Annotated in this window: 27 protein-coding genes; 10 read left to right on the forward strand and 17 right to left on the reverse strand. The window is 36.5% G+C overall.

The features are described from left to right. Positions 1 to 46: 46 nt before the first annotated feature. The 4 genes from RT723_RS07915 to grxD all read right to left on the reverse strand — a co-directional run bounded on the left by RT723_RS07915 (position 47) and on the right by grxD (position 3,626). Positions 47 to 850, reverse strand: coding sequence for a DUF2884 family protein (locus tag RT723_RS07915; protein ID WP_216054119.1), 804 nt, complete (start codon positions 848 to 850; stop codon positions 47 to 49). 67 nt (positions 851 to 917) lie between these two features. Further along, positions 918 to 1,475, reverse strand: coding sequence for an Lcl C-terminal domain-containing protein (locus RT723_RS07920; protein WP_315946580.1), 558 nt, complete (start codon positions 1,473 to 1,475; stop codon positions 918 to 920). Next, positions 1,475 to 3,118 (reverse strand): Lcl C-terminal domain-containing protein, encoded by a 1,644-nt coding sequence (locus RT723_RS07925; RefSeq protein WP_315946581.1) that lies wholly within the window; start codon positions 3,116 to 3,118, stop codon positions 1,475 to 1,477. Before RT723_RS07925 ends, RT723_RS07920 begins: the two co-directional genes overlap by 1 nt. 184 nt (positions 3,119 to 3,302) lie before the next feature. Further along, the gene (gene grxD, locus RT723_RS07930) at positions 3,303 to 3,626 is read right to left on the reverse strand and encodes a Grx4 family monothiol glutaredoxin (RefSeq protein ID WP_216054122.1); all 324 of its coding nucleotides are present in this window, start codon (positions 3,624 to 3,626) and stop codon (positions 3,303 to 3,305) included. 339 nt (positions 3,627 to 3,965) lie between these two features. Between grxD and RT723_RS07935 the strand changes: the two genes are divergently transcribed. The 3 genes from RT723_RS07935 to hemW all read left to right on the forward strand — a co-directional run bounded on the left by RT723_RS07935 (position 3,966) and on the right by hemW (position 6,481). Next, the gene (locus RT723_RS07935) at positions 3,966 to 4,547 is read left to right on the forward strand and encodes a Fe-Mn family superoxide dismutase (RefSeq protein WP_216054123.1); all 582 of its coding nucleotides are present in this window, start codon (positions 3,966 to 3,968) and stop codon (positions 4,545 to 4,547) included. Between the two features lie 183 nt (positions 4,548 to 4,730). Continuing rightward, a complete protein-coding gene (gene rdgB / locus RT723_RS07940) occupies positions 4,731 to 5,330 on the forward strand; it encodes an RdgB/HAM1 family non-canonical purine NTP pyrophosphatase (RefSeq protein WP_216054124.1) in 600 nt (199 codons plus the stop codon). Between the two features lie 2 nt (positions 5,331 to 5,332). Further along, complete coding sequence (gene hemW / locus RT723_RS07945) at positions 5,333 to 6,481, forward strand: radical SAM family heme chaperone HemW (protein WP_315946582.1); 1,149 nt, start codon at positions 5,333 to 5,335, stop codon at positions 6,479 to 6,481. A gap of 37 nt (positions 6,482 to 6,518) precedes the next feature. Here hemW and RT723_RS07950 read toward each other — a convergent pair whose 3' ends face one another. The 6 genes from RT723_RS07950 to nudF all read right to left on the reverse strand — a co-directional run bounded on the left by RT723_RS07950 (position 6,519) and on the right by nudF (position 14,289). Beyond that, the gene (locus RT723_RS07950; protein WP_315946583.1) at positions 6,519 to 8,075 is read right to left on the reverse strand and encodes a response regulator; all 1,557 of its coding nucleotides are present in this window, start codon (positions 8,073 to 8,075) and stop codon (positions 6,519 to 6,521) included. Positions 8,076 to 8,231: 156 nt separating this feature from the next. Continuing rightward, the gene (locus RT723_RS07955) at positions 8,232 to 10,352 is read right to left on the reverse strand and encodes a hybrid sensor histidine kinase/response regulator (RefSeq protein ID WP_315946584.1); all 2,121 of its coding nucleotides are present in this window, start codon (positions 10,350 to 10,352) and stop codon (positions 8,232 to 8,234) included. Between the two features lie 222 nt (positions 10,353 to 10,574). Continuing rightward, on the reverse strand, positions 10,575 to 12,464 hold the full coding sequence (parE, locus tag RT723_RS07960; protein WP_315946585.1) for a DNA topoisomerase IV subunit B: 1,890 nt from the start codon (positions 12,462 to 12,464) through the stop codon (positions 10,575 to 10,577). 88 nt (positions 12,465 to 12,552) lie between these two features. Further along, a complete protein-coding gene (locus RT723_RS07965) occupies positions 12,553 to 13,140 on the reverse strand; it encodes a YqiA/YcfP family alpha/beta fold hydrolase (RefSeq protein ID WP_315946586.1) in 588 nt (195 codons plus the stop codon). A gap of 35 nt (positions 13,141 to 13,175) precedes the next feature. Beyond that, positions 13,176 to 13,634: a DUF1249 domain-containing protein gene (locus tag RT723_RS07970; RefSeq protein WP_216054129.1), complete on the reverse strand. Its 459-nt coding sequence runs from the start codon at positions 13,632 to 13,634 to the stop codon at positions 13,176 to 13,178. A 25-nt stretch (positions 13,635 to 13,659) separates the two neighbouring features. Beyond that, positions 13,660 to 14,289 carry an ADP-ribose diphosphatase gene (gene nudF, locus RT723_RS07975; protein WP_315946587.1) on the reverse strand — a complete coding sequence of 210 codons (630 nt, stop codon included), beginning with the start codon at positions 14,287 to 14,289 and terminating at the stop codon, positions 13,660 to 13,662. Positions 14,290 to 14,508: 219 nt separating this feature from the next. Here nudF and tolC point away from each other — a divergent pair, with 219 nt between their 5' ends. The 4 genes from tolC (at position 14,509) to RT723_RS07995 (ending at position 19,229) form a co-directional block, all read left to right on the forward strand. Then, positions 14,509 to 15,831 (forward strand): outer membrane channel protein TolC, encoded by a 1,323-nt coding sequence (gene tolC / locus RT723_RS07980; protein WP_315946588.1) that lies wholly within the window; start codon positions 14,509 to 14,511, stop codon positions 15,829 to 15,831. A 125-nt stretch (positions 15,832 to 15,956) separates the two neighbouring features. Beyond that, on the forward strand, positions 15,957 to 16,907 hold the full coding sequence (gene lpxL / locus RT723_RS07985; protein WP_315946589.1) for an LpxL/LpxP family Kdo(2)-lipid IV(A) lauroyl/palmitoleoyl acyltransferase: 951 nt from the start codon (positions 15,957 to 15,959) through the stop codon (positions 16,905 to 16,907). Positions 16,908 to 16,928: 21 nt separating this feature from the next. After that, positions 16,929 to 17,603 carry a TcpQ domain-containing protein gene (locus RT723_RS07990; protein ID WP_315946590.1) on the forward strand — a complete coding sequence of 225 codons (675 nt, stop codon included), beginning with the start codon at positions 16,929 to 16,931 and terminating at the stop codon, positions 17,601 to 17,603. Positions 17,604 to 17,615: 12 nt separating this feature from the next. Beyond that, positions 17,616 to 19,229, forward strand: a complete 1,614-nt coding sequence (locus RT723_RS07995) for a vWA domain-containing protein (protein ID WP_315946591.1) — start codon at positions 17,616 to 17,618, stop codon at positions 19,227 to 19,229. A gap of 4 nt (positions 19,230 to 19,233) precedes the next feature. Here the strand turns inward: RT723_RS07995 and RT723_RS08000 are convergent, their stop codons facing one another. From RT723_RS08000 to smpB, 4 genes are all read right to left on the reverse strand, one after another. Beyond that, complete coding sequence (locus RT723_RS08000; protein WP_315946592.1) at positions 19,234 to 19,803, reverse strand: NRDE family protein; 570 nt, start codon at positions 19,801 to 19,803, stop codon at positions 19,234 to 19,236. Continuing rightward, the gene (locus tag RT723_RS08005; RefSeq protein ID WP_315946593.1) at positions 19,797 to 19,994 is read right to left on the reverse strand and encodes a hypothetical protein; all 198 of its coding nucleotides are present in this window, start codon (positions 19,992 to 19,994) and stop codon (positions 19,797 to 19,799) included. The genes RT723_RS08000 and RT723_RS08005 overlap by 7 nt, the downstream gene beginning before the upstream one ends. After that, complete coding sequence (locus tag RT723_RS08010) at positions 19,981 to 20,490, reverse strand: hypothetical protein (protein WP_315946594.1); 510 nt, start codon at positions 20,488 to 20,490, stop codon at positions 19,981 to 19,983. The genes RT723_RS08005 and RT723_RS08010 overlap by 14 nt, the downstream gene beginning before the upstream one ends. A 79-nt stretch (positions 20,491 to 20,569) precedes the next feature. Beyond that, positions 20,570 to 21,049 (reverse strand): SsrA-binding protein SmpB, encoded by a 480-nt coding sequence (smpB, locus tag RT723_RS08015; protein ID WP_216054137.1) that lies wholly within the window; start codon positions 21,047 to 21,049, stop codon positions 20,570 to 20,572. A 110-nt stretch (positions 21,050 to 21,159) separates the two neighbouring features. On the opposite strand from smpB, the gene RT723_RS08020 reads away from it, so the two are divergent. Together RT723_RS08020 and RT723_RS08025 are read left to right on the forward strand one after the other, a co-directional pair. Beyond that, positions 21,160 to 21,591, forward strand: coding sequence for a type II toxin-antitoxin system RatA family toxin (locus RT723_RS08020; protein ID WP_216054138.1), 432 nt, complete (start codon positions 21,160 to 21,162; stop codon positions 21,589 to 21,591). After that, a complete protein-coding gene (locus RT723_RS08025; RefSeq protein ID WP_315946595.1) occupies positions 21,584 to 21,922 on the forward strand; it encodes an RnfH family protein in 339 nt (112 codons plus the stop codon). The genes RT723_RS08020 and RT723_RS08025 overlap by 8 nt, the downstream gene beginning before the upstream one ends. Before the next feature lie 99 nt (positions 21,923 to 22,021). Here the strand turns inward: RT723_RS08025 and RT723_RS08030 are convergent, their stop codons facing one another. The 3 genes from RT723_RS08030 to RT723_RS08040 form a co-directional block, all read right to left on the reverse strand. Beyond that, positions 22,022 to 22,375: an outer membrane protein assembly factor BamE gene (locus tag RT723_RS08030; RefSeq protein WP_216054140.1), complete on the reverse strand. Its 354-nt coding sequence runs from the start codon at positions 22,373 to 22,375 to the stop codon at positions 22,022 to 22,024. Between the two features lie 140 nt (positions 22,376 to 22,515). After that, positions 22,516 to 23,550, reverse strand: coding sequence for a hypothetical protein (locus tag RT723_RS08035; protein WP_315946596.1), 1,035 nt, complete (start codon positions 23,548 to 23,550; stop codon positions 22,516 to 22,518). Between the two features lie 266 nt (positions 23,551 to 23,816). Continuing rightward, a complete protein-coding gene (locus RT723_RS08040) occupies positions 23,817 to 24,980 on the reverse strand; it encodes a dipeptidase (protein ID WP_428983649.1) in 1,164 nt (387 codons plus the stop codon). Between the two features lie 171 nt (positions 24,981 to 25,151). Here RT723_RS08040 and RT723_RS08045 point away from each other — a divergent pair, with 171 nt between their 5' ends. Next, on the forward strand, positions 25,152 to 25,784 hold the full coding sequence (locus RT723_RS08045; protein WP_315946598.1) for a FlgO family outer membrane protein: 633 nt from the start codon (positions 25,152 to 25,154) through the stop codon (positions 25,782 to 25,784). The last annotated feature ends 17 nt before the right edge of the window (positions 25,785 to 25,801 follow it).

The following is a 25,801-nucleotide window of genomic DNA, read 5'->3' on the forward strand; positions in this document are numbered from 1 at the left end:
TTGTGTATAAAAGCATAATTTTTGAAGCGATTTAAATTGCCTTCAATTAATCATCATCGTCTAAATTTGTTTCATTACTCAAAATGTCATAATCTCTAAGGCGCGGTAATTGTTTCTGTAATCTTGCTTCTATCGCATCTAAGGTTTCAAAGCGTTGGCAAAATGCAGCCGCTTTCTCTTCTAATCTATCCGCATTAAATTTTAATGAACGTTCTACTTCTGAGCTGATCATATCAACTCGTTCACCTAGGTCGACTCGTTTACCTTCAATATCACTTTCGCTTTGTTTAAAGGCTTCATCCATCGCACCTAACATGATGTGAAGGGAATTGGTGACCACACTCTTTACTTGATTCGACAATTCTTCTTCAAAAAAATCAGTCAGGCCATTTAAACCTTGAGGGGCCAAATAGAAATTATCACCGCTGCGCGCAAAACGGCCTAATAAACGGCCTTGTAATACCGATATATGTTCTTCAATCCCTTGTGCTGCGTCGGTCCCAGCAAAGCCTTTAATTATTTTATTTAACGCACTAAAACCTAATTCCATGCTGTCCATCGCTATGGATACAATCTCAGGAAGTTCTTTTCTTAAACCTAAACTAAATTCTTTAACTAATGACTTTTGTTCTGCCGTTAGGGATATTTGATCACCTCTTATAAACAACTGTTCGTCATTATTTATTTGAAATTGAGTACGTCCTTTTTCTAAAACACGAATATGATCAGGTGAGATCAACAATCCCATCTTCAGTTGAATTGGACATTCTCCAGGCTTACTAAGTGCTGGAAATGAAAAAGTGGCTAGTATGAAAATACTTAAATAGAAAGATGAAAGATTAAAACCCAAGATAGCAATTCCAATAACAAAGAATGAATATTATTCCCTTTTAGTTTGCAGGGAAAGTGTTCCTTGATCAATGCTGTTCAGCGTATCTAACCATACGTACGTAGAAATCTTGGTCCGTTTTATAACTATCAAGACCGCCTGTAGAAAATAAAACAGCCCAGACTTTACGTCCACTATCCCCGGTCATTTTAGGTGACGATGACCAAAACTCTCCAGAAGGTGTATTTGGAAATATTGTGGCATTCACCGCAGGCGTAACACAATTTCGTTCAACGATTGATGCCAACTCTTTTATATTAGGTACACGCCAGTCCGTTCTTTGTTCTAGCTCATAGGTATTTGATAATTTAAGCGCATCTTGCCATGTTAATCGGACGGCTAAGCCATCACAGGTGCCGTCGTCATCGTTCCACTGCTGACCCACAACACACCGAGCCCATGCCAATCCTGTGCTGGAATGAATGACAAATCCAGGTTCTGACTCTGATATTTCAAAACTACTTTCGTCGGTTGTTACTGTAGTGCCATTGCACTCTTGTGCGGCAAACGCAAAGGTTGAACACGTCATTAAGAATGACGAAATAATGGCTGCTAATGCCTTTGCTTTATTATTTACAGGTTTCATTATGGCGTTCTCACTAAGATCACATAGGCCGTTTTATTCATTAATATTGTTGAATCATCTCCTGTAGATAAATCCAACACCCAATTTAAGAAACCGCCTCCGCCAGTGGCACTCGTATCAGACACCCAATAAAATTGATGTTCAGAGTTTCCATTATTAGAGTTTGGGGTATAGCGGAAAAATTCAGATACTAATAAATTTGATTTATCTACGTCTTTATAATCCAAGATATTCAATAATTCTAGGTAAGTAGGTAAACGCCAGTTAGCACCACCACAATAACCGCTTTCATTAACATTATCGATAAACTCAGCTTGACCGCAATTACTTTCAGAAGGACAAGACGTTAAACCTTCTAAGCTAGAATCCATACTGTAATAATTGTCGACACCTCTTAAATTTTGGAACTCAGGTATTGAACGAGGTTGTTTCACTTCCCAAATAAGGCCAGTAAAGTTATCCCTTACACAACTAAACTCAGTTCTATCGTTAGGTAGGTCATCCCCATTTTCATCCAACTTAGTAAAATCAAATGAACGAGGACCATCCCCACTTTTATCTAATAATGTACTAATTTCGTCTCGGCCAGTATCAGCATCTTGATTAGGATAATCTGGGTCATTACATGCAATTTCTTTACTATCACTAAAACAACTAGTAATCCCTGTGTCATGCAAAGTGCCTAAGTTAATAGGGTTGATAATGACCACCATTTGATCGGACGCTACATTATCAGCGGTGTCGGTCACATTTACGGCAAAAATGTATTCGGCTTGAGCATCCACATCAGGTGCGACAAACGAGGTAATACATTGTTCTGCATCGTCAAATACCACGGAGGTTGTGGTTGGGTAAACTTGCTGCCAAAGGCAACTTACTTCTGATACGGATGAAACACTTGAAGAAGCATCAATATCAACACGAGTAAATTCATCGACCGTTTGATCCAAGCCTGCATTAGCCGCAATCACACTATTTGAAGCGGCTATTTGAATATCAATCGTATTAACGCCAGTAATACCCATGTTGTCTGTTACCGTAAGCTGTAAAGTGTAATTTGTAATATTTACAACAAATGGCGCAACAATGATCAATTCACTTGAAGTAGAGTCACTAATAAATGTTAACGGGTTATTGTTATCAATCTGAGTCCAGAGGTATTTACGAACTTCCCCATCTAAATCGTAACTGTCACTACCAGAAATGGTGATCTCTTCGTAAGTATTAAAAGGCTGCGTAATCGTGTCATCTACTTTTATGATGGCAACAGGCGGGTAATCTACATTGGTCACTTGTACTTTTACTTCGTCATAAACGACCTGTCCGTCTAAGGAAGTATATTCAGCTCTAAAAACTAATTCGGTATCTAATGCAACCGATGGCGCTACTATATCAACGGTTAACTCACCTTCGGTTGGGAATCCCTCATTAAATGGTCCTGCGGTTTGTACCCAAACTAAGTTACCCCCTTCTGGATATACAGTTGCATCAAGTGTTATAGGCAAGCCTTCTAATACAACTTTATCCGCCCCCGCATTCACACTGGCAATATTTGCCGCACTATTAGACCCGCCAGTATTATCATTACAAGCGCTGACCATAGTTAAGATAATTAAATAAATACAAACAGTTAGCTTATTCATTTGCAGATACTTACTATAAAATTAAATGTTGGCATAAACCTCAAACAAAATCGAAAGGTGAGTGAATTAAAGAGTTTTGTTACTTGCTGTTGATAAATGCAAAGTTTACGCCATTTGCAAATGGTTAAATTCAACACATAAAAAAACCAGCAAGGTGCTGGTTTTATTAACTAAAAGATGATGCTTATTCTGCTTTTGCAGCTTCTTCGTTAATTAACGCCTGCAATTCACCTTTTTGAAACATTTCCATAATAATATCGCAACCGCCAACTAATTCGCCGCCAACCCACAATTGTGGGAATGTAGGCCATTCAGCATAAGCTGGTAATTCAGCGCGAATATCTGGGTTTTGTAAAATATCGACATACGCGAACTCTTGACCACATTGCATTAGTGCTTGAGACGCTTGCGACGAGAAACCACAAGAAGGTAATTTAGGGCTACCTTTCATGTATAAAAGAATTGAGTTTTCAGCGATTTGTTGTTTAATTTTGTCTATGGTTTCCATGTCACCCTCGGTAGTATGGCTATAAATTTCTAGCTTTGAATATTAACTTCAAAACCTTGGAGAATCGTAAAAATTGGATAAAAGATTATATCAAATTCTTAAATAATACTTGGTATAAATAGGCTCACTAATTAATTATTTCAATGCTTTCAATTGAAAGAAAAATAAACGGTCTAATTAAATATTTCATAGTTTTCACTTGAAAGAAAAATTAACAGCCTCATTAAAGGCGTAACTATAAATAATCAGAGCAAGATAGTAAAACTAATACTTGAGTAATATAGTCAAGTTTTATAATCTTATCAGCTCTACTTAATAAAGCCAACGGAGACAACCATCATGGCATTTGAATTACCAGCATTACCATATGCAAAAGACGCTTTGGAACCTCACATTTCAGCTGAGACTTTAGACTTTCACCACGGTAAACATCACAACACTTATGTTGTAAAACTTAATGGCCTTATTGGTGGAACAGAATTCGAAGGTAAAACTTTAGAAGAGATCGTTAAGTCTTCTGAAGGTGGCGTATTTAACAATGCGGCACAAATCTGGAATCACACATTCTACTGGAACTCTTTAAGCCCAAATGGTGGCGGCGAAGCAACTGGCGCTGTTGCTGATGCAATCAATGCCAAATGGGGCTCATTTGCTGAATTCCAAGCTGCATTCAATGACAAAGCAGTGAACAACTTTGGTTCAAGCTGGACTTGGTTAGTTAAATTAGCAGATGGTTCTCTAGATATCGTTAATACTTCTAACGCAGCAACTCCAATTACAGAAGCAGGTGTTACACCACTTATCACTGTAGATCTTTGGGAACACGCATATTACATCGATTACCGTAACGTACGTCCTGAATACCTAAATGGATTCTGGTCTTTAGTTAACTGGGAATTTGCAAACGCTAACTTCGCATAAACTCGAAACTCGAAACTCGAAACTCGAAACTCGAAACTCGAAACTCGAAACTCGAAACTAAAAAGCTTGAAATGAGGTAATGCTCTTTCAAGCTTTTTTTATGTAAATCTTTTAAGTTAAAACTTACAACTGTTGACTGACTTTTGTATCATCCACCTAATTTCCAATTACTATGGTTCTACAATGAAAGACATACTTCTCGCTTCAGGTAATAAAGGTAAAGTTAACGAACTAAAAGAAATGTTAGCGCCTTTAGGTTTAAACGTTGTCCCACAGAGTGAGTTTAATGTTGAAGAAGTTCCAGAAACTGGCACTACCTTTGTTGAAAATGCGATTATCAAAGCGCGTCATGCCTCAAAAGTAACAGGTTTACCTTGCATTGCAGACGACTCAGGATTAGAAGTGGCTGCTTTAAATGGCGCACCAGGTATCTACTCTTCTCGATTTGCCGGTGAAGGAGCTACTGACGGCACCAATATTGATAAGTTACTAAGGCTACTGGACGGTGTAGAAGAGAATAAACGTCAAGCTCGGTTTGTCTGTGTATTAGTCTTTATGCGTCATGCTGATGATCCAACCCCGATTATCTGCCAAGGCAGTTGGGATGGAGTTATCAGTACACAAAGACAAGGTGAACATGGTTTTGGCTACGACCCAGTCTTTTTTCAACCGCAATTAAACCTTGCTGCGGCGCAGTTAAACCCAGAGCAAAAACATTCATTAAGCCATCGTGGCAAAGCATTAAAACAATTAATGTCACAATTTAAAGAATTAGGTCTGTAATCTTGTCGAGTTCATTAATCTTGCCACCATTATCTTTGTATATTCATATACCTTGGTGTGTTCAAAAATGTCCTTATTGTGACTTTAATAGCCATGCGCAAAAAGGCACGATTCCTGATACCGAATACGTAGCAAATCTGCTCGATGACTTAGAACAAGACTTGCCTTATGTGCAAGGGCGTAAATTACATTCAATCTTTTTTGGCGGTGGCACACCTAGCTTGTTATCAGAACAGGCAGTTGCCAATATTTTAGCTGGAGTAGAACAACTCATTCAGTTTGAAGACGATATTGAAATCACGTTAGAAGCGAATCCGGGCACATTAGAATATAATAAGTTTTCTGGGTTTGCCGATGCAGGCGTTAATCGTATCTCTATTGGTGTACAAAGTTTTCAATTAGATAAACTCAAAGCGTTAGGACGAATACATAACGATAACGAAGCCAAGACAGCTGCAGCTTACGCGGCGTCTAGCGTTAACACTTTTAACATTGACCTTATGCATGGTTTGCCAGATCAAACCTTAGAAGACGCTATCTCTGATTTAAAACAAGCAATTGAATTAAACCCTACCCATTTATCTTGGTACCAACTAACCATAGAGCCCAATACTCTTTTCTATTCTCAGCCACCTCAGTTACCCCAAGATGAAACCCTTTGGGATATTCAACAACAGGGACATGAATTATTAAAAGCGGCGGGTTATATCCAATACGAAATTTCTGCTTATGCAAAAGCCGATTATCAATGTAAACATAATTTAAATTATTGGCGTTTTGGTGACTACTTAGGCATAGGTTGCGGTGCTCACGGTAAAATAACGCTTGCAGCAGATAATAAAATTATTCGAACTGAAAAAGTAAAACACCCCAAAGGGTATATGGATTTAACCAAAGCCTATTTGAATAAAGTTTGGGATGTTGAATTGGACGACCGACCCTTTGAGTATTTTATGAATAAATTAAGATTAAAAGAGCCTTTTTGTATTCATGAGTTTCAACAACGCACTGGGTTAGATTTTGAAATGGTTAAAGAGCAGATTAATAAAGGTATTCAACTAACTTTATTAACGCAATTATCTAAAGATAAATACCAGCCTACAGCCAAAGGTTTACAATTTTACAATGACTTGGTGGATCTGTTTTTATAGGGTCCACAATTAAATTGTGCATTGCCAACATAATCAATCAAGTTAGGTTAAATTTATAACCTGAAAATTGTTGCATTCCCCCGTCAGCCATCGCTTTAGCTAATTTAACTTTTAATGCTTCATCATGTTTTATATCTAATGCTCTTACATAGGACTTACAAGCCAACTTATACCTTTGCTGCTTAATATGTTTGTCCCCTATTTTTTGGTATATATCGAATCGCTGCTCTGGTTGGTAAATACCATTAAATACTTGAGTTTGTACTATGCCTAAAATGAGTCGTTCACAGCCCAAAGACATGTAACTAAAACCACAATCTATATCGACTAATGTTTCAAACGCTTTTTCATGTTCACCAATGGCATACCATGCATAAGCAATACGACAATTCACTATTGGTGAATCATTTAACAAAGCCACTTTTTGTATTTCAGTTTTAATTCTAACTCTTAGTTCTGACTTGTTTTGTGATTTGATGATTAACATCAAAATATCAATAATGTGAATTTCAACGCTAAATTTTTTGGCTACAATACTTTGCCTGAATTCCGTTAATCGTGTAATTAGCTTGGTTAACATCATCGATTTGTTATCTGTATTATTCGAAAGATATTGATATAAATATATATTGCAAAGTGACATGGTAAGTTGACCAAATAACTCTGAATTAGGTTTTGCTAATCGAATTTTTCTTTCAATAAAGGCATGGGCGTCATTAAATTTTCCAGCAAATATTAAGATCATAAACACCAACCTAACAATGGTGGTTGGCATTTCATTTGATGGGTATGCATTAATCAATTCAATTGCATCTTCAAATTTCTGCTGTTGTAACAAGATCCTAAGTTGCCAAAACAACTTTACTGGTCCGGATGGAAGAGATATAAACGTGTCACTTAACAACGTCTGCTTACAATACCCCCAATTACCTAATTCATAGTTTGCTTTAAAATTAGGCCATAAGCTCCATGATTGCCCTTTTAAATTGGGCTTATTGCAAATGGCAACAACTTGGGCATAGTTGCCCAGTTCAAATGCTAAGTTTACGGTCAATTTAAAGTAATTTTGTACCACATCTTTAGTGATATGTTCTTTGGCAATGGCACTTAGCGCCTTATAAGCAAATGATAATTTGCCATTACTTATAAAGGTTAAACTTGGCTTAAATAAATTTATTGCTTTGGCTAAGCTTTGAACAATCTCTACAAGTTCTTTTTCACTAAAAGGGCTTGAAATATATTCCAGCAACATTAATGGCGAATCATAATTATGGATAAAGCCATCTGCACTGTTACTTACCATCACAACGGCTGTGGTTGGTTTTATCTTTCTAGATGCAAACAGTATATCGATGACTTCACCACCCGACCTATGCTCATCAATACTTTCATCTATAAATAAAAGATCAAAATGTTGCCCTGATTCAAGTGAATTTAAACCTTGGTATAATAAAGACACATCCTCAAAACCAGCTCTTAAACATTGCTGCTTTATTAACGTGCCCCAGCTATTTTTATCACATATACAACCAATCTTTATGCCATTCTCAGGTGTTGGAGCGGTTGATGATTGAACGATAAGACGACTATCCATGCTTAATTGAAACTCCTAGCCATAAGCTAATAACGGCCGATTCATATATTTGAAATGTAAATTAGTTACCCTCCGATTATACAAATCCTCTGCAGATTCGATAACACATTACTGGGATCACTAAATGACATTTGTCATTAATTCGCAAATTAATAATTAAGATTGCGACGCTAAAACTGAAAGGATTTGTTTCCTTAACTTTTTTTGTTCAAAAGGTTTTGCCACATGAGCGTTAAAACCTAATTGATAATACTCTTCGACTTCGTGTGACAGTACATTTGCTGTTAATGCAATAACTGGTAATTTTTTTAATTTTTCGCTTTCTCTTATATGTAATAAAGCTTCTTTACCATCCATGTTTGGCATTTGTATATCCATTAAAATAACATCAAACTCATTATGTTCCAGTAACGCTAACGCTTCTAGACCATCATTAGCCGTCATCACATTCGCCATATCTGAAATCAACCCTTTTTCAGCTATCAGGCGATTGATCATATTATCTTCCACCAACAATATACTTATTCCAAACAAATCTTCCTGATCAACCTCTTCCTCTTCAAGGGTATTATCCTTACTTGGTAAGGCAGGGATAGATACACTAAATTGACTCCCCCGATTTGGCTCACTTTTCACTTGAATGCTCCCATTCATCAGCTCAAGCAAACGTTTAACAATAGTCAGTCCTAATCCGGTACCACCAAATCGACGAGTAACTGATGTATCTGCTTGCGTAAAGCTGTCAAATAAAGTTAATTGAGCTTGTTCTGATATACCAACGCCAGTATCTATTACATTAAACTCAAGTAATTCAGAATCCTTCCGCCATTTCATGTTAATTGTAACAGAGCCAATCAATGTGAATTTAATTGCATTAGACACTAAATTCATAAAAACCTGTAACGACCGTGTAGGATCACCAGTTACAATTAAATGTTCATCAACTTCATTCTCTATAATCAATTGTATTTCTTTATATTTAGCTGATGGCTCAACCACAGCCAATAAACTATTCAATACTTCCGTTGGTGAAAAAGGTATTTTCTCAAGTGCTAATTGATTCGCTTCAATTTTAGATATATCCAAAATGTCATTGATTATCGTGCTTAAACTATTCACCGAGTATTTCGCTTTAACTAGGTATTCTTTTTGTAAAATAGTTAACTCACTATCTAAACACAGATTTATCAACCCATTTATGCCATTAAGTGGGGTTCTAATTTCATGTGACATATTGGCTAAAAACTCAGATTTAGCTGAACTTGCTAAATTCGCTTTATCCTTCGCATCTTGCAGATCTAACTCAAGTAATTTACGAGACGTAATATCATCATAGGCACCTAATAAACCAACCGTTTTACCATCAGCTAGGATAATAGGCACTTTGTTGGTTAATAAATAAATCTTTTCACCGTTGGGTAATATCTGCATTTCTTCAATATTTAGTTTAGGTTTTCCGCTATCAATGACTTCTCTATCATCAGCTCTAAAATCCTCAGCAAACTCTATCCAATTTTGGTCAAAATCTGATTCACCTATTAATTCTGCGCCAGATGTTTTTCCTGCATCTTGAGCAAATAGTTTATTGGCTCCCTGAAAATTTAGATTGATATCTTTCCAAAAAACTCTAAATGGAATGGCATCAATAACTGCCGATAAAAGTGTACTAGACGCATAGACTTCTTCTGTTTTTTCTTTATTTTGTAATTCGAGTTTCTCATTGGCTTGTATCAGTAATTTGAAAAAATGATGTGTGGTGTAAAGTATTAATACAATTGCATATACAAACAAAACCATTTTAGTAATCCACCCAATAGAGGTCTGATTCATTTCATATATGGTAGGAGAGAAAGGTAATTGGTTGATACTAGCTAGGTAACTAAAATAAATTACTGGAATCGTACTGATAATTAACATGCCAATTGCGGCACGCATATTTATTAGGTAAACAGTGCCAATGATAGTACTAAATAAGACTAATAAAGCACTTGCTTCGAGTCCAAAACTTATTAAAGAAGTAATCCCAGCTATATAACCTGCACCTAATAATAACCAAGCTTTAAGATAGTAATGTATGTATTTTCTGAACACATAAGCTAAAGGCCATATAATTTGAACTCCCAACCTAAAAAACAAAGCATCGTCATCAAAATGTTCAGCTCGGATTAATAATACAACAATTTGGAATATAGCAAGAAAGGTTACTGCGGCTAATATTGTGTCTATTAAGCGTTGGCGCAAACTCATGATTGAGCTCTGATTAAATTTTAAATCCATTATAAAATTCTTAGAAAGATGTGCTATTCATTTAATCTAGCACTAAGAAACTCTCTTAGCCAATTTATGAATAATACTTAACAATCTATTTTATATCATGACTTTACAAAGGCGAGGCCGGTTAGTGACTTGCTTGTCACTAACCTATAAAACAAAAACGCAATACTACCTTGTTTAACGCTTTTCAAGAATGGAGTTACAATATGTTGCCGTCTGTGAAAGTTACACGTCCGCTTTATTACCTTTACTTTCAAGCCAAGTTTTTCTGTCGCCAGACCGTTTTTTGGCTAACAACATATCCATCATTTCCATGGTTGGCGTGAATTCATCAATAGTCAGTTGCACTAAACGACGCGTATTTGGATCCATAGTGGTTTCACGCAATTGGAGCGGGTTCATTTCACCCAAACCTTTAAATCGTTGAACGTTTACTTTGCCTTTTTTCTTTTCGGCAATAATACGGTCTAATACACCATCTTTTTCAGCTTCATCAAGCGCGTAATATACGTCTTTACCCACATCAATCCTATATAAAGGAGGCATGGCCACGTAGACATGTCCCGCTTCAACTAAAGCATAATAATGTTTAATGAATAGTGCACATAATAAGGTTGCGATATGTAAGCCATCACTATCAGCATCGGCTAGGATACATACTTTGCCATAACGTAATTGTGATAAGTCAGTTGAGTCCGGATCCATGCCTATCGCAATAGAGATATTATGCACCTCTTCTGATGCTAATACTTGTCCTGAGTCTACTTCCCACGTATTTAGAATTTTACCACGAAGTGGCATTATAGCTTGGATTTCACGGTCTCTTGCTTGTTTTGCTGAACCGCCCGCTGAGTCCCCTTCCACTAAAAATAATTCGGTACGTTCACTTTCCTGGCTAGTGCAATCAGTTAATTTACCTGGTAATGCAGGTCCTTGTGTGATCTTTTTGCGAATAACTTTCTTAGCCGCTTTTAAACGACTTTGGGCATTCGAAATACATAATTCAGCTAATTGTTCTGAAATATCTGTGTGGGTGTTTAACCACAAACTAAACGAATCTTTAACAACACCAGATACAAAAGTGGCACATTGGCGTGACGATAAACGTTCTTTGGTTTGTCCTGCAAATTGCGGGTCTTGCATTTTTACCGATAAGATATAAGAACAACGCTCCCAAATATCTTCTGGCGTTAACTTAATACCACGAGGTAATAAGTTTCTGAATTCACAAAACTCACGCATGGCCTCTAACAGACCTTGACGAAGCCCATTTACATGAGTACCACCTTGGGCTGTAGGTATTAAGTTTACATAACTTTCACCGACTAACTCGCCACCTTCTGGCAACCATGTAACGGCCCACTCAACCGCTTCCAATTTACCTTTAAACGTCCCAACAAATGGGTCCTCAGGTAAATTGACATAATCTTTAACCGAATCAACTAAATAATCTTTTAAGCCGTCGACAAAGTGCCATTCGTGACTTTCATTAAGTTGTTTATTTTCAAATTTAATCCTCAACCCTGGACATAAAACAGCTTTTGCTCGTAGGTTGTGAACCAGTTTTGAATTAGAAAACTTCGCAGTATCAAAATATGAACCATCTGGCCAAAAACGAATGTTTATACCAGTATTACGACGACCAACCGTACCAATAACTTCTAAATCTTGAACTTTATCGCCATTCTCAAACGCAATTAAATATTGTTGTCCATCACGTTTAACGGTGATCTCCATACGCGTAGTTAACGCGTTAACAACAGAAACACCTACGCCGTGCAAACCACCTGAGAATTCATAATTATCATTTGAAAACTTACCACCAGCGTGCAATTTGGTTAGGATAAGTTCAACACCTGGAATCCCTTCTTCAGGATGGATATCCACTGGCATGCCACGCCCATCATCTTGCACTTCAATTGAATTATCTTCATGCAGGATTACTAAAATATTTGATGCGTGCCCTGCCAGAGCTTCATCAACACTATTATCTATTACTTCTTGCGCTAAATGATTTGGTCTAGATGTGTCAGTGTACATGCCCGGACGACGGCGAACTGGTTCTAATCCGTTTAGTACTTCGATTGACTCTGCGTTATAGGTTTTATTGGTCATAAATTAATTAATTATTATTATAATTTCCATGCTTAATGTAGAGACTAACGGTGTTGTCGTAAAACTTAAAGTAAAATTTAATTTCACTTTAATTTGTACCATGGTGGCTGAATAAAAACTCAACTATCTTTATAGGAAAACGTTCAAATTGGTCAAATCCATGTGATCCACCTAATTCAAATGTAACCTTACAATCTTTATAACGATCTAATGCTTGTTGGTAATCCAGTACTTCATCCTTTTCTTGTTGTAATAACCAAACGTGCTCAGGTCTGGCAATATTAACTTGGTATAAGGACTTAAGTTCAACCATATGAAATTCAGTTAAGACATACTCTTCACCGGTTATGGGTTGGACTTGTTTACCTAAATAATCGTGTAGCAACTCAAAAGGTTTAACTGCTGGATTTATTACTACAATTGGTTTGTTAAATTTATTATGTAAATAAGTCGCTAAATACCCGCCCAACGAACTGCCAACAATGCCAACCACCTTGTCTAGATTAGACGTCATTATGTCATCAATTTGTTTAACTGCATCTGAAGGGAATACAGATAACTGAGGTGCGATGACTTCTAAATTATCAAACTTCTGGTTAATGGCTTGTTTAAAAATAACGGCTTTTTGAGAGTTCGGAGAAGAATGAAAGCCGTGCAAATATAGTATGTAATTCATATCTACTTGTTGTTAACAAAAGTAATGACAACATGTTATACGGATGGCGATATTAATGCATCATTATTACTTAATTCATTTTGTTTTTTCATCACTAGGTTAAGCCAATCTTTTAACAAGCTATTCACCTGAAACTTTTCATCTTTTTGGTGTAACTTTGCGTTTGGGTATGGGTAGTTCTGTCTTAATCGTTTTTGTTTCTGAAAACTAATCACTTCTGCCATTTGGGCATCGTGGTACACCCTAATCTCTAGCTCAGTCACCATAAATTGAGGCAGATGTGCACCCAACTGAACTAAGCTAATGGTCTCTGTATATCGACTGCGTTCGATGATCTTTAACCTAAACTCTAAATGATTGTCACACTTAATATCCCAACACGCATTTTGATCATACTCAACCGGTAACAACCTCAATAACAAGGCGTAATTGCGCGTACAAATGCCTTGCATTTTTTGTAAGTTGGGAACGTACTTTTTAAACGGTTTAATCATTAAAGACTCATATTACTTTTCAAGTTTACGCGTGAATTTGTTTATCTATTTTAGATTTATTTAATGCTAGCCATTGCATGCAGATCAGCGTAGCTGCATTATCTAACTCATCGTTGTTTAATAAATCAATTGCTTCATTATAGTCAAACACGTGTACTTTTATATCTTCTTGCTCATCTTCAAGACCAAATATACCACCGGCACTTTTACAATCAACAATACCTAAATATAAATACAAACGTTCTGTTGAACCACCTGGGCTTGATAGATAACTTAACATGGGGATTAACTTGTGAATGGTCAACCCCGCTTCCTCTTCCGTTTCTCTAATAGCAACTTGTTGCTTATCTTCTGGCTTATCTATCATTCCTGCAATCACCTCTAATAACCAAGGAGAATCTTTTGTGTCCAATGCACCAATTCTTAATTGCTCAATTAAAACAACTTTATTTTCAACTGGATCGTAAGGTAATACCGCGACCGCATGACCTCGTTCAAATATTTCACGTTTGACTAAATCGCTTTGGCCACCGGCAAATAAATTGTGGGTAAAAACAAACTGGTTAATTTTAAAGAATCCGTCATACACGGTTTCGACTGATTTAATATCAATATTTTTTTGATTAAACTGAGGTGTAAACTTGTTTTTCTTCATATTCGTCCTCACTTTAGGGTAAAGTAAATTTTTGTTGGCTAATCCAGTAAATTAGCATTAGCTAATATTATTTTTATTTACATATTCTGTTACACTTAGCATCACTAAAATCTTAGCAAAACGTTACTAAAATCAACCAGAAACGTTACAATGCTTTTAATTGTTACACATTTAATCTAAATAGACTCTGGAAGTTTGGCTTCTAACTAAGGAATTAAAATGAAAAAATCTTTATTGTCGGCAACTCTGTTATTACTCATTTCAGGATTGAGCTTACAGGTTGAAGCAACTAACTTGTTAGAAGCTTACAAAGACGCAGTTAAGAATGACCCTCAAACATTAAAAGCAAAAGCACAATATGACGTAGCGAGAGAATCAGAATCTATCGCGTTTTCAAGCTTAATGCCTTCAGTTAATTTCACTGCTGGTTATAGCATCAACAATGGTGAACGTTATAACGCCCCTGTTACTTCTGATTATGATTCCAATACATTAACTTACGGTGTTAGTTTGTCTCAAGCGATCTTTAGAATGGATACATGGTATTCATTAGATGCGGCTGAAAAACGTGCATTACAGGCTCAAGCCGGTTTTGACCTTGCGCAACAAGCATTAATCACACGTGTATCGGTTTCTTACTTTAATGTATTAAAAGCGCAAGATAATCTAGAGTTTGTTAAGTCTGAGAAAAAAGCAATTGAACGTCAGTTAGAACAAACAAAACAACGTTTTAACGTTGGTCTAACGGCTATTACCGATGTTCACGAAGCACAAGCTAACTTTGACAGTGCGGTTGCTCAAGAAATTCGCAGCAAGAACGACATTGAAATAGCAAAAGAAGCACTACGTGAAATTACCGGTAAATATTATTCTAAATTTGATGGTTTAAATACATCTCGTTTCGAAGCAACCATGCCAGCACCGTTAAAAATTCAGCATTGGGTGACTAAATCAGAAAATAATAATTTAGAACTTAAAGCAAAAGAATTAACCGTTGAAGCTGCAAAATACGATATTAAACGTGCAGAATCTGGTCATTACCCTACGTTAAACCTAACAGCAAGCTTAAGCAGTAGTGATTCAGGCGGTGATATCGACTCACCAGCTCTAAATAGTAATTCTATCGGCTTAAACTTAACGGTTCCATTATACTCAGGTGGCGCCACGTCTGCTGCGGTAAGACAAGCACAAGCTAACTTCGTATACGCAAGTGAAGACATGGAAGCCACACACCGCTCTGTTGTTCGTCAAGTACGTACATCATTTGCCGATGTGGTTGCTTTAGTGTCTACATTAAAAGCTCTTGAACAGTCTGTTATCTCTGCAGAGAGTGCATTAAAAGCTACGCAAGCTGGTTTTGAAGTGGGTACTCGTACTATCGTTGACGTGTTAAACAGCACAAGAAACTTATTTAATGCTAAACGTAACCTGTCAAACACTCGTTATGATTACATTTTATCAATGTTAACTCTTAAACAATCTTCGGGTTCTTTAACGGGTACCGATGTTGAAGCTGTAAACAAAGGCTTGTCTGCAAGCTAATTTGATTTACCGACTATTAAAACGGAGCATGTCTCCGTTTTTTTTCGTCTAATATTAACCTTCTTCTGCATTTGCGGTACTATTTAGATAACACTGCAGACAACCCTTAATCAATGAGATTCATTTTGGTCAATTCTTCAAACCGAAAACCATTACAGGAAAATCCCAAATTTCAATGGCGTTTTATTAGTCCTAAATACTGGATAACTTGGTCAGGTATTGGTTTTTTATATTTACTGAGTTGGTTACCTTTTAGAGTTCAACTCGTTTTAGGCAAATGGTTAGGTAACTTATTACACGTCTTATTGAAACGTAGACGTTATATCGCAGATAAAAACCTGCAATTATGCTTTCCAAATATGGATGAAAAAGAACGCTCACAATTAGTCAAAGTAAACTTTCAAAATACAGGCATTGCCATGTTCGAAAGTGGTATCGCTTGGTGGTGGCCTAGTTGGCGCTTTAAGTCCAAATTTAAGTTAATTGGTCAAGAGCACATAGAGCAACCTAGAAAATCAGGTAAAGGTGCCCTCGTTTTATTTTCCCATATATTACCTCTTGAGATCATGGGACGGGTGATGAGTGAATATAAACCCTATGTTGGTTTTTACCGTCCTCATAACAATCCGGTCATCGAATGGGTTCAGTATTGCGGACGTTGTCGTAATCAAAACCTAATGATCAGTAAGCGTGATGTAAAAAGTTTATTAAAAGCCTTATCTGACGGCGAAGCTTGTGTGTACTTACCCGATCATGACTATGGTAAAAAACGCAGCGTATTTGTGCCATTTTTTGCAGTAAACGATGCCTCGACCACAACCGGCACTGAGATTTTTGCATCACACAAAAACGCGGTTACTGTGCCAACATATATGCAACGTTTACCGGGCACGCAAGGATATGAATTAGAGTTTTTACCACAACTTAGTAATTACCCTGATAGTAACTCTAGGACCAATGCGGTTATTGTAAACAATTGGGTTGAGCAATCCGTTCTAAAAAATAAAGAACAATATATGTGGGTTCATCGCCGTTTTAAAACAAGACCAGATGACAATGCAAAACCGTTATATTAATTACAAGCGAGCCAGTTACCAATGAAGAAAAAAAGTGCAAAAAAAAGCAGCGCAGGGTTTATGATCAAAGTTGTTTTACCTACTACATTGATATTAATCGTTGTAGGATTTTTGTATTGGGGTTCAGAGGCGGTCAAAGATCCAAATAGAAGTAAACATAAAATGGCCGACGGTGTTGCTAAATTTTACTCTACATTTAGAAAGTCATTTATGCCTGGTGCGACTCAGTTAGATGAATATACCATTCAATTACCAGAAGAAGACCTGTCTGTATCAGACAAGCTACAAATACGCGGCGCTCAAGTTAGACCGGCAAAACCGAATTGGACTGGCGAAGATAAACGTCGCAGTTTTAAAGAAAATGATACTTTAAAAACAGCCCTCACCAAATTTGGTAATGCAGAAGGTGTCGAAGTTATTTGGGACCTAAAATATGACTACATTATCAAAAATCACTTCGTTGAAACTGCTGATTTTAGAGAGCTAATCGAAAAAATGTCGAAAACCGTCAATAATGATTATGATGGTCAAGCTAGAGGCTATTTTTGTCCACAAGAACGCGCTATTGTTCTTACTGACAAACCAGATCAATATGTAACTGAATTTTGTGAACGCACAACATCGGCAAGACGTTTAGCGATAGAAAAACGTAACGAAAAAAATTATAAATTACGTCAGAAATTAGGTTTAAATTAACAAGGATAAACAATGTACAAATTACTCGCCACGATTCTAACGGCGGCATTATTGCAAGGGTGTGACTCAAACGATCCTAAAGAAGAGTTTCCAGGCACATATGCAGTTGGCGGTTCTATCTCAGGACTAAGTGGTGATATTAATTTATCAATTAATGGGACGTTAGAGACATTTAGTGATAACGGTGAATTTATTGCTGAAACTCGTATTAATAACAATGAGAACTATAAAGTCTCAATTATCGATACCGAGAACAACTTAAATTGCGAAATAAAAAACGACGTAGGTACGTCTGAGATTGATATAACCAACATTGAAATTAGTTGTGACGCTACCGAGTTCACTGCTTACAATTTGAAGGGACTCGACTTTACCGTTGAACAACCTTCTGTTATTAACTTTGCCTTTCATTTAATCGACCGTTATACCGGTTTAGCATTAAATAATCTAACTAAGGCTAACATGACTGAATATCTATCTATATTTGAAGATGACGATGTCATGCCTCAAGAAGCTCTGGTTGAGCTGGAACAATCAAAGTCGTTTGATGCGGAGTATCATACTGTTTATGCAATTCATGTTAGTCCATTAGTTTCACAGGATAATTTAGATAACATAATTAGTGCTATAAAAGACCGTATTTTAGATCCGGTTACTTTAGAATCTAAAATACCAGCAAACCACTTAATTTCTATTTTAACCTTTGATGAAACTGTGACTGAGATTGCTAATCAAATCGCGGATGTTAATGAGTTATTAGATGCATTATCAACTATTGAAATAGGCGTTGCTTCAACCAACTTGAATGGCGCAATTAAAGCGGGTGCAGAAATCTGGCAGAATACTACCTCGTTAGAGTTGATTAGTTATGGCAACTTAATTGTATTTACCAACGGAAAAGATTCATCGGGTATTGTTTCAAACGAAGATGCAATTGAAGCTGTTGATAATAAAGATGTTTATTTTGTCACTTTAAATGACAATATTGATACCAGTGCATTAACAGCATATACACTGGAAACTAACATTTCTTCATTTTCAGATTTCGCCGATACACAAACTGCAATTGATTATCGATTTGAACAGATAAAAACGTTTGAAGATGGGTTATATGTTTTATCTTACGCAACACCTAAGCGTGCAGGCAGTCATGAATTAACCATCAAAGCAGATGATGATTATCGTTGTGATACTCCTGTAACAGATTCAGAGCAGCTTACCGATTCTTCTTTTGATTGTGCTGATGAACAATCTTATGGTTTTGATGCTAGCAACTTCTCTACAGTAACGCCTGTGGTCAGTATTAATGGACCAACAACCACATATGCAAAAGAGGTAACGTTGACAGCTCAAACTAAATGGTTATCCATTGATGCAAGCATACAACCAATTTACGATTGGGACATTAAGGTATGTTTAAATCAAAATGTTGACGTGGATATTAACAATGACTTGACTAGTGTCACTATTAATAAAAACCCAGAAAGCGACAAGTTATCATTGTTAAAACTTAGCTTGAATGAAGCCGAGAGTGGCACCACCACTACTCAATATTTGATCATGGTAAATTCAAAAGATCAGCTAAAAGATTTAAACAGGATTGATAAAAATTCAGTGTGTCGTTAATCCATTAAATTAATAATAAGCTAACACTCACTGTTGGCTTTTCTTCTGACTGGCAAGGCTGCCCTTGCCAGTAATCAAGCCGAACATCCTTTTCCCTTAAAACAACTTTAGTCATAGATTGACTGCATGCGTCTTCTCTGTGCATGCAAAAAGCATAACTCAAATCCTTCTCTTGCTTATCTTCACTTTTCTCATTACTTGTACTTCCCAGCATTGGCTCATGGCTTTTATGAATAGCGATTAGCTCAGTCTCAGATAAATCATTAAACTGCTGCATATAGCTGTGACGTTGTTTAATAATGTCTTCTGCATGCTTGTGCCCCGATGAAAAAATAGAATGCTCTGCAGGGCGAGCATCAAGCTTTGATATTAAACCGTCGTATAACCACATTAATTGAGTTTGATTGGTTAACATAACTAAGTTGAATGGTTGATATTGATTTAAGTTAAGTTTTTCGATGTAGCTTAATGCCTCAAGCTGCGTTGAACAACTCGCTAAATCACGAATGAGTAAGCCTCTTGAACGTAACTCTTGGGTATTAGCTTTTAACTTGCCTTGATAATTGTTTAACAAAAAAAGGTTAAACCATATTCATTACAACTAATCCAACTCCCTTGCCCTTGTGGATCTTTGGCCATAATAAACTGGCCTTTTCCGTCATTAAAAATACAAGGTTCTTCTGCTTTTTCACGTATTACCGATTCATCTCGATTGAAAAACGCGACGATATTACCGTCTATTTTTTGCCAATTAAAACTGCACATGCTGTTCAAATTTTTGAGTTGATGCCGCCTTGCCAAAATCCAAACTTATAGGAAGTTTCATGGTTAACGCTAAAATGCGAATAATGGCCATATGATGCGTTGTATGGCTATGAACAAAGACTAACTCACGTCTTAAACTGCTTAATGTGTTGGTCGCGGTAATAAGTAAATTGGTACTGCACAACACATTAACTTGTTTGTCAGTGTTGATCTGATTTAACTTGAGAGTAATTGTATTTAGCGCAGAGATAGCCTCTGACTTGTCAGTTTCTATAAAGGCATTACGAGGACGGTTGTCATAATCAATGGTGCCATTGGCATTTAACAAGCTTTGGTAATGCTCAATAACATGACGAACATGAGCACCGACCGTACCGCACCCCATGTCTAAACTGTCATTAAATTGTTGTTCTGACAATGTATTAACAAACTCAACAAGTTGATTTATTAATACATTATTGTCATGAATTTCAGGTATATAAGTATCGATGTTCACATCTCAGTTAATTTAATTATCCACTTCAATATTAGAACTAACCTATAACACTTTTATTTCAAACTAATTGAAAAATTTGTTATCTCGTTGAGTGTTTCATCAAGCGTTCTTTCTGACGAGACCAATCTCTATCTTTAATGTCAGTCCGTTTGTCGTGGTCGTGTTTACCTTTCGCTAAGTGAAAAGCAACTTTTACCCAATTACGTTGCCAGTACATGCCTGTGGCAACTAAGGTATAACCTTTACGTTCAACCGCACCGATTAACTCAGCTATCTCTTTTTTCTTTAACAACAGCTTACGTTGACGAGTAGGCTCACATAAAACATGTGACGACGCTTGGTTTAAAGGTTGAATTTCTGCATTTAATAAAAACACTTCTTCGTTTTTCAAAAATACATAAGTATCAGTAATGTTTACTTTACCTTCACGGATACTTTTAATTTCCCAACCCTGCAACTCAATGCCGGCTTCAAATTTCTTTTCTAAGATATAATCGTGACGCGCTTTTTTATTTAACGCTATCGAATTTGATGGTGTGCTTGGTTTTTTCTTTGCCATAATTCTTACTTAATTAGATTCGGTGCCAGTATAACGATTGAAAACCATTTTTTGTACGTATTTCTCTAGTTACTTTGTTAGAATACAAAAAAATTAAAAACAATTTATTTATGGCAAACATATCACGCAGTGCATTAGTTATGTATAGCTGCGAACAAATGTACAAATTAGTTGATGACATTGACTTATACCCACAATTCATCCCCAATTGCGCGGATGCTAAACGCATTCAAACCAGTGACAATACCGTTGAAGGCTCATTGTTGATAAGCTCCGTTGGGATAAGTAAATGGTTCACCACCAAAAATCAATTAACCGCAAACAAAGAAATATCGATGCAGTTAATCAATGGTCCATTTAAACACTTAACTGGGGTATGGAAGTTTATAGAGTTAGACCAGTTTGCTTGCAAAGTAGAATTAGAGCTGGATTTTGAATTTTCTTCAAAAATGATCGAATTGGCATTTGGCGGTATTTTTAATAATGTAGTCGCTAATATGGTGTCGGCCTTTACCCAAAGAGCGAAACAAATCTATGATTAATAATATTAAAGTTGAACTTGTCTATGGTTTGCCTCAACAGCAAACCTTATTGTCACTAGAAGTACCTGAAGGCAACACGGTAGAGCAAGTTATTGTTAATTCTAAAATAAAGGATAAATATACAGATATTGATTTGACCGTAAATAAAGTCGGTATTTGGAATAAAACCTGTAAGTTACAAGACATTGTGAAAGACGGTGACCGGATAGAGATTTATCGCCCTTTAATTGCAGATCCAAAAGAAGTTAGAAAACGCCGAGCGGAAAAAGCGATTGAAGAAGGTAGAGCTGATAAAGTAACAGGCGGAAGACCCAATCCTAGAAAAAAATAGTTTGATTCTATTTTTCACCAATCAGTCACTTTTAGTTACGCATAAAAAATCCCCAATATCGATTGAGGATTTTTTTATATATGCGAACTCATCTTTCTTTTAGTTCGAAATTTCGTCTAATGACTTATTAAAGTCTTCAGGTTGTTCAAAGTCACCGCTGATTGAGGCCAACATATCCCCGTTGAAAGTCACTACTAATTCTTTACGTTTAGTTAAATCTGTTTTGCCAGATTTGATTGTGTAAATATAGTGCCACTTATCAGACTTAAAAGGGTTATCCGCTAATGGCGTCCCTAAAACAAACTGAACTTGTTCCTTGGTCATGTTAATTCTGAGCTTGTTAACATCGTCTTGATTTAAGTAATTGCCCTGGCTTATGTCGTACTTGTAAACCCAGTTGCTACAGCCAGAAAGACTAAGGGCAAGGATAAATGTAAATAAAATTTGTTTCATAAAATACTGCTACATCTCAAATTGATTAGTCTGTTTGACTCAACAGACCCGAAAAGTTCCGCAATACTAACAGAATAAATATTTGCAGGTAAGATTTGTTAACAACATTTAGAGCTTAACGCTCAATCCAATACACATTTCTAACTCGCGTGAGTTAACGTTGGCATACTCGCTAATAATTTCGCCCATAGTTTCGCAGACTTACCCAATTCGGAATCCACCTGTTTAACTTCGAACTTAATGCCAACTTGAGAAGAGAAATCAGCCAACTGCCTAGCCGTTAACACACTGGTTTTACTTAACCTTTCGACTATTATTTCGCCACGGGATTTTATAAATATTTTAGATTTACCATCTAAAATTTCGGTGCCATTAAGTAAATTGGTGTATGTATCTTGAACCAGATTTAAATTATCAAATACGTGCGGTTTGAGAAACTCATCAAAGATCATAAAACTCAATAAACTTTCCGCAGTTGGTAAGTATTGGTTTATTAATTCACGTTGCTGTTCACATTCAAATGCGGTGGTATTTAATGCTTCGTATTTTATGGACTGTACCGCTTTGTCAAACAATTTTAGTAAAACCACAAACGAATAAGAGTTCACAAAAGCTAAGTGGTACGCCATATCTTCATCAACGAGTTCACTCTCTTCAAAAGAGTTTTGGATAGTTTGTTGAGCCACAGCGTCTGAAAACTCTATGATTTGTTGTAATAAATATTGATTATGGTCACTCATTTGAGAAGCAAAATATCGCCAACCTATATGGGCAATACGTTTATTAATAACCGGTGTTTTTAAATGCTCTAATAAATTTTGTTGTGCGATAGCTTCGGCAAAAACCTCTTTACCAAGTTCTATTTCAATTGCAGATCTTAACCAATAATTATCTTCAATCATCGAGATTAAGCTAGTCTGTGATATCTGTTTATTGATCAACGACTCCAGTAAATGACTAAACTTATGCGTCGCGGTATCTAAACTACAAATTGACGAACTCCAGTTTAACTGTCTTGCTAACCTTTGGTCTAACATGACGTCTAACTTCTTTTCTGTGGCCGTTTTGTCATCATATTCAGAGCGAGCATAAGTACTAAAACATAAACTGCGGTAAAACACGTCGTTTACATCATCTAACAATATGCATTTAGCTAAATCATGAATTGAAGTCATAAATTACATTCTCACTCTGGTATAGAAATTATATTTTTGAAATTCATCGACTGGTCTAATAAGACTACAACATAGTAAATAAAAAGTTAACAGAGATGTATAGGGGAAAACCTAGATAAATAGTTAAATATGGGGGTTGTAACTAAAAGGCCTATATAAAAAAGCTACTGATATCTGCACTGATACCAGTAGCTTAAATTTAACACTCTAATGACGGAGTGACCCCCTATTAGAGCTTGTTTATAAAAGAATCTAAATGGTAACGTTTATTTAGATTTTGCAGCAAACTGTTCTACTTGCTTCCAAACTCGCATAAAGTTGCCAGACAGTATTTTCTTAATATCTGCATCTGAATAACCACGGTTCATTAAACCTTGAACTAGCTGCGGGAAGTAAGACACGTCTTTCAAGTCGCGCGGCAATGAATCACCAACACCATCGTAGTCAGAACCAATTCCGATATAGTCAACACCCACTAAGTTTTTAACATGATCAATATGATCAAGTACGGTGTCTAGGCTAGCAAATGGGTACGGGTTATTTTCTTTATATAACTTAGCTATACGTTCGGCTTTTTCTTCGCCCCATTTTGCGTTCTCTTTCTCTAGTTTTGCTTTTAACTTGTTTTGCCACTCTTGTGGCGCTGCTGACACAAAACTAGAACCAAAGTTAATTTGAATCACACCACCGTTTTTAGCTAGTGCTTTGATCATTTCGTCATCCATATTACGCTCAAACCCCGGCGTAAACTTACGAAGTGAAGAGTGAGACGCAATAACGGGAGTTTGAGTCAATTCTAACGCTTGATAAAACGCAGCATCAGATACATGAGAAATATCAATCATCATACCAATGCGATTCATCTCAGGAATTAACGTTTTTCCAAACTCACTTAATCCTTTCCATTGACGACGTAAGTCGTATGAAGAGTCAGAAATATGGTTAGATAACGAATGTGAAAGCGTAACATAACGAATACCACGTTCATGGAACATGGCTAAGTTTTCAAAACTGTTGGCGATAGGGCTGCCATTTTCCATACCCATAGGTAATGAGATTTTACCTTGTTCAAACTGTGAGTATACATCTGCAGTTGAGTATGCAACGGCAAACTTGTCCGGTGCACGTTGGGCAATTGCCTCTACTGAGTCAATTAACTGATGCGCTAACTGAACCCCAAAGTCCTTCCCTTCACCTTCATAGGTCGCAGGAATATAAATAGACATGAAAGGCGCATTTAATCCACCAGCAACCGCACGCGGATGATCAAAATCCCCGCCTTTTGTTGCTTTAGTAACATCAACCCACTTTTTATGTACTCGGTAAGGGACATCAATATGGCTGTCTAAGATAATCGTTTCTTGCGCCAATTTTTTGGCTTTAGGGGTAACGTCTATAGCTTGAGCGTTAAAAGCTACAAATGTGCTAATAGCTAACGCAACAATTGAGATAGTTGACTTCACTTTACTTCCTTATTTGAATTTATATTTCTCACGTAGGACAATACACTTCTATGATATGAAAATAAACACGCTAAAAAATATTTAGTTTGGCTAGAATATTGCTTATTTAAGATGAATTTTCAGCATTTGGAACTTATTATGAATAAACTTTTACCTTTATCTATTATAACGCTAGCAATATTGGGGTGCGCGTCGAAAGGCCTGCCTGAAGAAAATATTTGTTTTAGTGATGAAGGTGAAGTCATGGACTGCAGGGAACTTTCTTCACATCTAACATTTAATACGTCCGGGAACAATTCAGTATCTTCCCCTGAAAAAGCTCAAGATCCAACTTTATTTAAATCAAATATTAACTTCGTACAGCTTAGCGAGTATGTTGAACAGATGGCAATGGAGTTGAAAAGTAAGTTGTCGCAAAATTTAACTTTACCAGTCGCAGTGACTTCATTTGTAACACTTGACTCTACACTCAATAATACAACTTTATTAGGGAATCAAGTCAGTGAGTATTTTATTAATGAATTAAAAGGAGTTGGAATACCTGTAAGTGATTACAAAGTTACAAGTTTTATTCAAGTCACTCCTAACGGTGACTTAGCAATGTCTAGAAGAATACATGAATTAAAAACAGATCTTAATATAGGTTATGTATTAACAGGGACTTTAATAGAAAATGAAAGCGGGATAATTATCAATTCTCGTATTGTATCGTTATCAACAAACAATGTCATTGCATCAGCATCAAAATTAGTGCCTACTTTAATTCAGTAAATATACTAAATACGAGG

It is taken from the genome of Psychrosphaera aquimarina (genome assembly GCF_032461525.1).
GTDB classification, from domain to species: Bacteria; Pseudomonadota; Gammaproteobacteria; order Enterobacterales; family Alteromonadaceae; genus Psychrosphaera; species Psychrosphaera aquimarina.

Bases quoted from the DNA above. Each gene is read 5' to 3' on its own strand.
- RT723_RS08030 (WP_216054140.1), bottom strand. From the start codon at position 22,375: ATGAAACAAATTTTATTTACATTTATCCTTGCCCTTAGTCTTTCTGGC.
- RT723_RS07970 (WP_216054129.1), bottom strand. From the start codon at position 13,634: ATGATTAAACCGTTTAAAAAGTACGTTCCCAACTTACAAAAAATGCAA.
- RT723_RS08045 (WP_315946598.1), top strand. From the start codon at position 25,152: ATGAATAAACTTTTACCTTTATCTATTATAACGCTAGCAATATTGGGG.
- RT723_RS07990 (WP_315946590.1), top strand. From the start codon at position 16,929: ATGAAGAAAAAAAGTGCAAAAAAAAGCAGCGCAGGGTTTATGATCAAA.
- RT723_RS08005 (WP_315946593.1), bottom strand. From the start codon at position 19,994: ATGTGCAGTTTTAATTGGCAAAAAATAGACGGTAATATCGTCGCGTTT.
- RT723_RS07965 (WP_315946586.1), bottom strand. From the start codon at position 13,140: ATGAATTACATACTATATTTGCACGGCTTTCATTCTTCTCCGAACTCT.
- RT723_RS07925 (WP_315946581.1), bottom strand. From the start codon at position 3,118: ATGAATAAGCTAACTGTTTGTATTTATTTAATTATCTTAACTATGGTC.
- RT723_RS07935 (WP_216054123.1), top strand. From the start codon at position 3,966: ATGGCATTTGAATTACCAGCATTACCATATGCAAAAGACGCTTTGGAA.
- RT723_RS08020 (WP_216054138.1), top strand. From the start codon at position 21,160: ATGGCAAACATATCACGCAGTGCATTAGTTATGTATAGCTGCGAACAA.
- parE (WP_315946585.1), bottom strand. From the start codon at position 12,464: ATGACCAATAAAACCTATAACGCAGAGTCAATCGAAGTACTAAACGGA.
- RT723_RS07955 (WP_315946584.1), bottom strand. From the start codon at position 10,352: ATGGATTTAAAATTTAATCAGAGCTCAATCATGAGTTTGCGCCAACGC.
- RT723_RS07950 (WP_315946583.1), bottom strand. From the start codon at position 8,075: ATGGATAGTCGTCTTATCGTTCAATCATCAACCGCTCCAACACCTGAG.
- RT723_RS07920 (WP_315946580.1), bottom strand. From the start codon at position 1,475: ATGAAACCTGTAAATAATAAAGCAAAGGCATTAGCAGCCATTATTTCG.
- RT723_RS07995 (WP_315946591.1), top strand. From the start codon at position 17,616: ATGTACAAATTACTCGCCACGATTCTAACGGCGGCATTATTGCAAGGG.
- tolC (WP_315946588.1), top strand. From the start codon at position 14,509: ATGAAAAAATCTTTATTGTCGGCAACTCTGTTATTACTCATTTCAGGA.
- RT723_RS08025 (WP_315946595.1), top strand. From the start codon at position 21,584: ATGATTAATAATATTAAAGTTGAACTTGTCTATGGTTTGCCTCAACAG.
- nudF (WP_315946587.1), bottom strand. From the start codon at position 14,289: ATGAAGAAAAACAAGTTTACACCTCAGTTTAATCAAAAAAATATTGAT.
- RT723_RS08035 (WP_315946596.1), bottom strand. From the start codon at position 23,550: ATGACTTCAATTCATGATTTAGCTAAATGCATATTGTTAGATGATGTA.
- grxD (WP_216054122.1), bottom strand. From the start codon at position 3,626: ATGGAAACCATAGACAAAATTAAACAACAAATCGCTGAAAACTCAATT.
- smpB (WP_216054137.1), bottom strand. From the start codon at position 21,049: ATGGCAAAGAAAAAACCAAGCACACCATCAAATTCGATAGCGTTAAAT.
- rdgB (WP_216054124.1), top strand. From the start codon at position 4,731: ATGAAAGACATACTTCTCGCTTCAGGTAATAAAGGTAAAGTTAACGAA.